Below are 6,937 nucleotides of genomic sequence, written 5' to 3'. Positions count from 1 at the left end.
TAAAAGTAGATAGAAGTTTAAATTAAAATATACTAAATTTAAAAGATAGTTTAAAAAAATAAAATAATAAAAATATAATTAAGCTAAAAAAACTTATTTATATTAAAAAAAATTAAAAATAAAAATTAAATAAAGTACTATTTTTAGTGTTAAATAATATAAATTAAATAAAAATACTATTTTTTAGTATTATTTTGTAATTTTTTAATATTATTTACTGCACTATTTAAATCATTTACATCCATATTACGAACTGGTTCTGGTTCTGATTCTTCATTAGGTCCTGTAATATTATCAAGAACATTAACACCATATTTAGGAATAGTTAATAAACCAAGGAAAGTAGTCATCCAATAAGATATTAATCTTTCTACAACTGTAGCAGCTGCACTTATTCCAGATGGAATTCCTGCAGATGCAAATAATAAAATCATAGATCCATCAATAAGACCTACACCACCAGGTAAAACTGGAATAAAACCAATTAATACTGAAAGAATAAATGATTCTGCAATTATTAATGGAGATACAGGATAACCAAATGCCATAAATACAACACAAACACGTGCTATTTCAAGTATCCATATGAATAAAGATAAGGGTAATGCATATAATATTAATTTTTTATTTGAAATAGTTAATTTCATAGTTTCTTGGAAACCATTAACTGCTTCAATTAAACGTTTTTCCCTTTTTTCAGTATCTTTTTTAGAAAATTTATGAAGTAACCAAATTAAACCATTTGTAACTTTTATTCCAAAATTCTCATTAATAGACATGTAAACAATTGCTACAACAACAGCAATTACTATAATAACTGCAATAATTAAACATGCAATAATCCAAATATCAAGAGAATAATTGAAAATTACTAAAATCAAAGTAAGGATTGAAAGTAAAATAAATGGAAATGTATCAAATGCTCTATCTGCAATAACTGTTGCAAATGTAGCTTCAAATGGAAAATGTGATTCCTTATTTAGAACATAAGCCCTTACAGGTTCTCCACCACCACGTCCACTTGGAGTAATGTTGTTTACTGCTAAACCTAACATAACCATAGGAAATAAATCATTAAAATCACAATCAATATCAACAATTTTATTAATAATTTCCCATCTTAGAGTATATAAACCATAAACAATAATTTCCATAAGTATTGCAAGAATAACATAAAGAATATTTGACATTCTTAATGCATTGAAAACTTCATCAATACCTATGAACCATAACATTACACCCATTATAATTAAACCAAAAATCAAAAATAACAGAGTCTTATGTTTCATAATACAACCTTATTAATTTTTTTAAAATCAAGCTATCTTAATGTTTATACATATTAATATAAATAATTAATTTATAATTTAAACATTTATACATATTAAAAATAAAAAATTAAATTTTTAAAAATAAATAAGAAAATTACTATCTAATTATTTAATAAAAAAATATCTTTAAAATCACAAAAAACAAGCATATAAACTTTATATTATTTCTATTTTAAAATATTTTAATTTAATTAAAAAATAATACTTAACAGAAATATAAAAAGAAAAAATCTTAAAAAACATAAAATATTTTAAATAAAAAATCAAATTTTAATTTAATGAAATATATAAACATGACAGATATAAAAATCATTGCCCATTATTAGGGAAAACTTCACAATTATCTGGAGTAGCATTGCTTGTACCTATTATAATTGCTATTTTTTACAAAGAAACACCAGAAATAGTAGGTTTTGTTATAACAAGTGCTATTGCATTAATAATTGGAACATTATTTTCTAAAATAAAAGTTAATGAATCAAATATTAAATTAAAAAATGCAATGATTATATCTACATTAACATGGATTTGGGCAAGTTTTTTAAGTGCACTTGTAATGAAAATAAGTTTACAAATACCAATTTTAAATGGTATTTTTGAAAATATGTCTTCATTAACAGGTACAGCACTATGTTTATATACCAATGTTGAAGCATTTCCAAAATCAATCTTATTTTTAAAAAGTTTTGAAGGTTGGTTAGGTGGTTTAGGAATAGTAATTATTAGTGTAGGAGTTATTATTAGAAAAGGAACTGCTGCAGCTAAATTATATAAATCTGAAGCAAGAGATGAAAGGATAAAACCAAGTATAGCAAATACAATGGAAAAAACAATAGAAATATATTGTATTTATACTATTATTGGAGTAATTCTATATTTATTTGCAGGAATGCATTTATTTGATGCAATTAATTTATGTTTTGCATCAATATGTACTGGTGGAATGAGTATTAAAAATGCAAATGTAGGTTATTATAATAATAATCTAATTTATATAATCACAATGGTACTAATGATTATAGGTACAATAAGCTTCCCAGTTCATTATAAAGTATTTAAAACTAAAAGAAAAGCAATTATTGATGATGTGCAATTTAGAGCAATAATTGGATGTATAATAGTGACAAGTATAATTATTTACTTTTTAACTAAAGCAGTACCTATTAAAATATTATTTACAGTTATATCTGCAGTTACATCTACAGGAGCTTCAGTTTTACCAGTACATGCATTATTAAGTTGGAAAGATGCTCCATTAATCTTCCTTATGGCATTAATGATAATAGGAGGTTCATCAGAATCAACTTCTGGTGGTGTAAAAATCATCCGTATTATAACTATTTTAAAAGGAATATTAAAAAATATTATAGAAATTTTATCACCAGAAGGAAGAGTTGTTAAAGTAACTATAGACAATAAAGAAATTTCAACTGGAGCAATAAAAGAAGCAGGAAGTTATGTATTTATATTCTTTATTTTAATATTCTTTAGTTGGGTTATCTTAATCTTACATGGATATGATGGATTTAGATCTTTATTTGAAATTATTTCAGCAGTAAGTAATAATGGATTAAGTGCAGGTATTACAAATATTAACATGTCACCAAGTGTTAAAATAGTCATGATACTTGATATGTTAATGGGAAAACTCAAAATTATCCCCGTTCTTGTAACAATAAGAGAATTCTTTGAATTATTTAAACCAAGTAATAAGCAAAAAAGAGAATTTAATAAAAAAGTTTTAAAAAAATAAACTAAACTTTAAAACAATTAAAAATATATAAAAAATAAAAAATAAAGACTATTCAAATTTTTTCTCAGTCTTTTTAAGTGCATTCCTTTTAACAAGAATAGAAATCTTTTCTCCTTTTGTTAATACATCATTTTGTTGAGGAATGTTTAATTTTCCCTCTTTATATGTAGCGATTATAATATAATCCTCAGTAGGAGAAACTTCATAAATAGATTTACCAATTACTTTTTTATTTGTAATAATCATATCTAAGATTTCCGCATCACCTTGACCAAAAGTAGTTAAATCTGCAACATTTGGTCTTGTAATAATTTTTTCAAGATATCCTGCAGCTGTTCTTTCAGGACTTATTACATTATCAATACCAACTTTAATAAATGCTTCTTCATGATCAGTATTACTTACACGAGCAATGATTTTAGGAACACCATAATCTTTAACTAATATACAACTAAGTAAATTTGTCTCATCATTACCAGTAGTTGCAACGAAAAAATCTGCATCTTCAATATTAGCTTCTTCTAATGTTTTTGTATCTGTTCCACTACCACAAATAACCAATGCATCTAATTCAACAGAAGCATTATTAGATAATTCTTCATTACTTTCAATAAGAGTAACATCATAACCATCTTCAATTAATAATGAAGCTAAAGAAAGACCTACACGTCCTCCTCCCATAATAATTGCATACATTAAAAACACCTATAAATAAATTTTTAAAAAAAATAATTAAATAAAATTATTATATAATGTTTTAAATTTAATATTAATAAAATTATCTTTTAAAATAATTTAATTTAAAAAATTAAAATTTATATAGTAAAAATAATAAAACGAATAAATTTTAATAAAATTAGTAAATAAAAATTTTACAATGAAAAATAAAGAAAATAATAACTTAAACAAATTAAATATAAAATTTAAGAAATAAAAAGACTATTAAATAGATATGTAAAATTTAAATTAAGAAAAAAAGTTTTATATAAAGTGGGGTCACAGGGATTTGAACCCCGATCCTAGGATTTCTCTTGTCTCAGTACTCCAATTGATCATCATTCTGTATCAATTTATACTGTCAGACTACGCGTTAAATTTTCTTCAAAGACAACTGGAGTCCCAGATGATGCCAGGTTACACTATAACCCCAAACGAATAAAATAAACAATATTATTATATTTAATATAATAACAACAATACTTTTATAAAAATTAATATTTAAATGTTTTGATTTTATATTAAATATTAAAAATTATAATTAAAAAAATTCACAATTAATTTTAAAAAAAAATAAGACTAATAAAAAACTACAAATCAAATTTAACTTAAATTCATAATTAATAAGATTAATGAAAAACTACAAATCAAATTTAACTTGTTTATCAATTTGAGTAATTTCATCTAATTCTAAGCCATTTTCAATTGCATAATTTTTTTCAACTTTATAATTATTATTTTTAGTTCTTTCAATATTTTTAGGCTCTAAAAAATACCATTTTGTATACTTAAATTTAACACCTAAATAAGGTTTTGCTCCAAATATTTTAGAAAATTTTTCTAATTCATCAATTTGAGGAAAATCAACATAAATTTTATCTTTAATTGTAGTTTTAACCTCAATAGCTAAATAAATTTCACCATTACCTGCAATAACATCAGGTAAAGGTCTTTTAGTAGCTCCACCAGAAGCAGGAGCCCTCATAGCTGCAAAATTCCTTTCCCATAATTTATGAACTAAATCTCTTTCTTCTGTTGAACCTTTTTTAACCATAATATAACCTTTTATTATAAAAATAAACAATAATATTTTCATTTTATAAAATTATTATATTTATACTTAATTAGACCCCATAAGAAAACTAATATGGAATTAAAAATAATAAGAAATAGAATTAAATAAAAATCAATAAAAATAAGTAATAATCATGGGGCCGGGGCCGAGATTTGAACCCGAGTCGCAGGATCCACAGTCCCGTAGGATGACCGCCTACCCTACCCCGGCAAGTGAATAAATAATAAGTTAGATTAATGCGGGAGCAGGGATTCGAACCCTGGTAGACCTGCGTCAACAGGTCCTAAGCCTGTCCCCTTTGGCCGCTCGGGCACCCCCGCTTCGGATAAAAGGACAATCCCTAAAAAATCAACTATAATAATAATAAAAATGCTCCGTTCGGGATTCGAACCCGAGTCTCCGGCTCGAAAGGCCAGAATGATTGGCCGGACTACACCAACGGAGCATGAGAAAAAAATATCAAAATTATTGTAACATGGGCCCAATGGGGTTCGAACCCATGGCCTTCCGGTTATGAGCCGGACGCTCTACCTGGCTAAGCTATGGGCCCAAAAGCGCCATCGACAGGGCTCGAACCTGTGACCAATCGGTTAACAGCCGAACGCTCTACCTACTGAGCTACGATGGCATATAAAAAACCCATCTCAACCAAGTATAATTACCCATGTTTAAAATGCAATAATTTTAAACAGTAAATAATAGTTTAGATAACATCCTATATAAATGTTTCTATTTTAACATAAATATTAATGAAAAAATTAAATTTCGTAAAAAATTAAATTTTCAAAATAAAAATTATCTTATTATAGTTATGAAAAATGTAATATATAAATCTAATGGTTTATATTTAAATAAAACAGAAATAATCTAAAATAAGAAAAATAATAATATATTATAATTTAATAATATATTAATAATTTATTATAAAAATATAAAAATTTTAGTAGAGATAAAAAATGAATAATATGAAAAATACTGGAGAAATACTTGATTTAATTAAAAATGCAAATGAAATAACTTTAAAAAACCATTCAAACAAAGTTTATCTTGAAAGAGCAATCTTTTTATCATGGTATTGTGATAAAGGAGACTGTGCATTTTGTTATATGAGTACACAAAAAGATAAAATATTAGATCCAAGTAAAGCAAAAAGAAGAATTCCTAATATTCTAGCAGAAGCTGAAATGTGTAAAAGATTAGATTGGAATATTGAATTTTTATCTGGAGGATATAAAACTTTTACAACAAAACAAATAAAAGATATTGCTATTGAAATTAAAAACATTACAAATAAATGTGTTTGGTTAAATACTGGAATTACAAAGGAATTAGATGAATATAGTGATGAAATTATTGGAATTACAGGTGCTGTTGAAACAGTGAATCCAGAATTACATAAAAAAATATGTCCAAGTAAACCATTAGATGATATAAGTGAAATGTTAGATACTGCTAAAGATCTTGGATTCAAAAAAGCAATAACAATTATATTAGGTTTAGGTGAAACTTTAGACGATATTAATTATTTAATTCAATATATTAAAGATCATGATATTGATAGAGTTATATTTTATTCATTAAATCCACATAAAGAAACAATATATGCAAATAGTTCACAACCTGCATCATTATATTATGCTGAAGTAGTATCAACTATTAGATTAAATTTCCCTAATATTGAAATTATATGTGGAACATGGATTGATAATTTAGCAAATATTGGAATTTTAATATTAAGTGGAGCTAATGGAATTACAAAATTTCCTTTATTCAAAATGTTTGGAACTAAATATGGTAAAAGAGTTGAAGAAGAAGTAAAATGGGCTGGAAGAGAACTTCAAGGAACTTTTACTGATAAAAATAAGTTAGGTCCAGAAAAAAGTGAATATAATAATAAACTAGACAAATATATTAAAAGATATATTAAGGAATCATTAAAAAATAAATATTAAAAATTAAATTAATTTATTATCTTAAAATATTAATTTAATATAATTTATTTAAAAGGTAATCTAAAAAAACTTAAATAATAAAATTCTAAAACTATAAATCGAATTATTT

Annotated in this window: 5 protein-coding genes and 6 tRNA genes; 2 read left to right on the top strand and 9 right to left on the bottom strand. The window is 24.5% G+C overall.

Annotation, left to right across the window (positions count from 1 at the left end; all coding sequences use genetic code 11):
- Positions 1–176: 176 nt before the first annotated feature.
- A complete protein-coding gene (locus BGI41_RS05840) occupies positions 177–1,289 on the bottom strand; it encodes a UPF0104 family protein (RefSeq protein ID WP_088539435.1) in 1,113 nt (370 codons plus the stop codon).
- A 397-nt stretch (positions 1,290–1,686) separates the two neighbouring features.
- Here BGI41_RS05840 and BGI41_RS05835 point away from each other — a divergent pair, with 397 nt between their 5' ends.
- The gene (locus BGI41_RS05835) at positions 1,687–3,084 is read left to right on the top strand and encodes a TrkH family potassium uptake protein (RefSeq protein ID WP_233126332.1); all 1,398 of its coding nucleotides are present in this window, start codon (positions 1,687–1,689) and stop codon (positions 3,082–3,084) included.
- Between the two features lie 48 nt (positions 3,085–3,132).
- Here BGI41_RS05835 and BGI41_RS05830 read toward each other — a convergent pair whose 3' ends face one another.
- The 8 genes from BGI41_RS05830 to BGI41_RS05795 form a co-directional block, all read right to left on the bottom strand.
- Positions 3,133–3,780: a TrkA family potassium uptake protein gene (locus BGI41_RS05830; protein WP_088539431.1), complete on the bottom strand. Its 648-nt coding sequence runs from the start codon at positions 3,778–3,780 to the stop codon at positions 3,133–3,135.
- A 295-nt stretch (positions 3,781–4,075) separates the two neighbouring features.
- Positions 4,076–4,233, bottom strand: a tRNA-Trp gene (locus BGI41_RS05825).
- Between the two features lie 208 nt (positions 4,234–4,441).
- Positions 4,442–4,855, bottom strand: coding sequence for a Holliday junction resolvase Hjc (gene hjc, locus BGI41_RS05820; RefSeq protein WP_088539429.1), 414 nt, complete (start codon positions 4,853–4,855; stop codon positions 4,442–4,444).
- 155 nt (positions 4,856–5,010) lie between these two features.
- Positions 5,011–5,086 (bottom strand) — tRNA-His (locus tag BGI41_RS05815).
- Positions 5,087–5,113: 27 nt separating this feature from the next.
- A tRNA-Leu gene (locus tag BGI41_RS05810) sits at positions 5,114–5,196 on the bottom strand.
- Positions 5,197–5,246: 50 nt separating this feature from the next.
- Positions 5,247–5,321: transfer RNA gene (locus BGI41_RS05805), tRNA-Glu, on the bottom strand.
- A gap of 31 nt (positions 5,322–5,352) precedes the next feature.
- Positions 5,353–5,426: transfer RNA gene (locus BGI41_RS05800), tRNA-Ile, on the bottom strand.
- A gap of 5 nt (positions 5,427–5,431) precedes the next feature.
- Positions 5,432–5,504 (bottom strand) — tRNA-Asn (locus BGI41_RS05795).
- 337 nt (positions 5,505–5,841) lie between these two features.
- Between BGI41_RS05795 and BGI41_RS05790 the strand changes: the two genes are divergently transcribed.
- Positions 5,842–6,828: a radical SAM protein gene (locus BGI41_RS05790; RefSeq protein ID WP_369829835.1), complete on the top strand. Its 987-nt coding sequence runs from the start codon at positions 5,842–5,844 to the stop codon at positions 6,826–6,828.
- Positions 6,829–6,937 lie beyond the last annotated feature (109 nt).

The sequence above is a fragment of the Methanobrevibacter sp. 87.7 genome (assembly GCF_002208625.1).
Classification (GTDB): Archaea; Methanobacteriota; Methanobacteria; order Methanobacteriales; family Methanobacteriaceae; genus Methanarmilla.
Note: the sequence above shows the minus strand (reverse complement) of the source record. Positions and strands in the feature narration are given on the sequence as shown.